Here is a 2,064-nt window from a genome sequence, read left to right as displayed (position 1 = left end):
CTGGTGTGGGTGGAACAAATATTGCTTCATTTATTGATGCACCGGACATACCTATATAATTTTGACATATCTTAAATTCACCTGAATTCTTATCATTACCTCTTGTTCCTTCTAAGAGTATTTTGTGAATCTCTTTCAAAACCATCAAAGACATGGGACTTTCATTAAGCCTATCGATTCCATAGTTTAACGCTTTGATGTAATTCACTACTTCCCTAATTTCATTCACATCATCTTTTGGCGTCATATCGGCTTCAAATTCCAGCACACCCTCAAGAGATGCCTGAGTTCCTTCAATTTGTGAACTCAAGAGTGCTTCTTTTTTTACATACATGGCAATAAAAAGGTCAGGATTTGGTAAAACTGATGTAATGCCATCCAATCTTGCAAGATTTCTATCTGCGTTTGATAGTAATGAATGAAGTTCATCATCGTATTCCAGAGGTGGATATGGCGGTAAATCCGCAGGCACAAATGCACTATAACCGGCAGATGTCGGTACAAATTTTCCAGCTCTGTTCTTCATAAAATTAGCGACCTTTATCCATTATTATTATATTATTACTGTTAGTATTATATTATTATATTATTACTGTTATTATTATATTATTATATTATTACTGTTATTTAAGCTTATTACCTGACTTTGAAAGATGATAAAAAATAGCACCACCCACTATCGTTTTTTGTTGCCACCAGATTTTTTTAAATGAATTTCTCGAATCAAGCCTCCTTCAAAACCGTATCCAATCCGAGTGTAGTAAAAAGTCTCATCTGATCTAATCCCATAGTTTCAAACATAAACTGCGGTTTCTTGTTGCCCTTTTTCACCAGAGCAATTCTAATCTTCTCAAGTTCCTCAATAATTCGCGTTTCTGAGAGCATCTCCTCCTGTTTTTCCAATTTCCATAGCAAATATCTGTAGAATACCAACCCCATAACACAAAGGAATGAATGTACCTGAATTCTTTTATCTTTTCTGATAAAAAAAGGTTTCATAGGTATTACCATTAATCCTTTCATACTCATGAAATCCTTTTCAATAAAATCCTTCTGATTGTACATTGTAACTATTTTTTCCGCATCCCAATCATGCATATCCGTAAATAAAATCGTCTTGCCAAAAGTGAGTTCTAATTTTTTCTCAGCTTCCTCATCAACCAAAAATGTAAATACATTCTCACTCTCAAACCCTTTAAACATAAACACCTTCTTGTAATCATCCGGGATAACTTTTGAGGCATCTATCAGCGCATTCGTGATACTTTTTTTCTTGCCTTTCCCAACTCTCTCAACAGATTGCTTTATTTCATGAAGTCTTCTTAGAATATCAATCTTCTTTTCGTCATATGCTTGCTTTTGTTTTTTATAACTCCCATGGTGGTACCTCACCACTAATGTGAATTCAGTTCCAAATACTTCTTTTTTTATTCGATAACCCAGTACTTTATATTTTTTCGTTGTTTCATAAAGCAGATCAAACTCATCAAGTGAAACATCATATAATTCTTCAGCTTGGTTTTTCTTCACTGAACCAACGATATGCATTTTTGAGATGACTTTGTCAATATTTACCTCCGAATTACAGCCCTTATCGATAACCAAAACAATGTCCTCATGCGGCACATTTATCGAAGTTAATCTCTCAACTATTTTATCAAAGATCATTCCAAATGATTTGGAGTCGTGAATGTTTCCTGAGTACGTTTCATGGAAAAAAGGAATGTTTGTATCTGATACTGCCAACCCCAATCCAACTAAGTTCTTGTCATATCTTTTTTCTTTACTTTTGCCTTTTTTTGGGATATCCTCACCATGTTCAATGTATGTGAAAAAATTCGTTGTATCAAAGAATAAGGTCGATGGCTTTAGACCCTGTTCTACAAGCTTTTTTCCAATATCATCCTCTATCTTCCTCATCACATCGTCTGTGATGTAATCCATGTGGTTTGTGAAGTTGTTGGTATTCAGCTTGTGAGGGAATGACCAGATGATGTCTAAAAATGAATCTTGAAACCATTCTGCTGTTTTGCTTTTACTTATCGGGCCACTAGCCCTTCCAAG

Annotated in this window: 2 protein-coding genes; both read right to left on the bottom strand. The window is 34.7% G+C overall.

The annotated features are described in order from the left end of the window. On the bottom strand, nucleotides 1-526 hold a 526-nt coding region (locus IBX40_13080), incomplete at its 3' end, for a Fic family protein (protein MBE0525244.1). 197 nt (nucleotides 527-723) lie between these two features. Continuing rightward, nucleotides 724-2,064 (bottom strand): IS1634 family transposase (locus IBX40_13075; GenBank protein ID MBE0525243.1); only part of this gene is annotated, 1,341 nt, incomplete at its 5' end.

This window comes from Methanosarcinales archaeon (genome assembly GCA_014859725.1).
In the GTDB taxonomy this organism is placed as follows: Archaea; Halobacteriota; Methanosarcinia; order Methanosarcinales; family Methanocomedenaceae; genus Kmv04.
The sequence above is the reverse complement of the archived record's forward strand: the minus strand, read 5'-3'. Positions and strand labels throughout refer to the sequence as shown.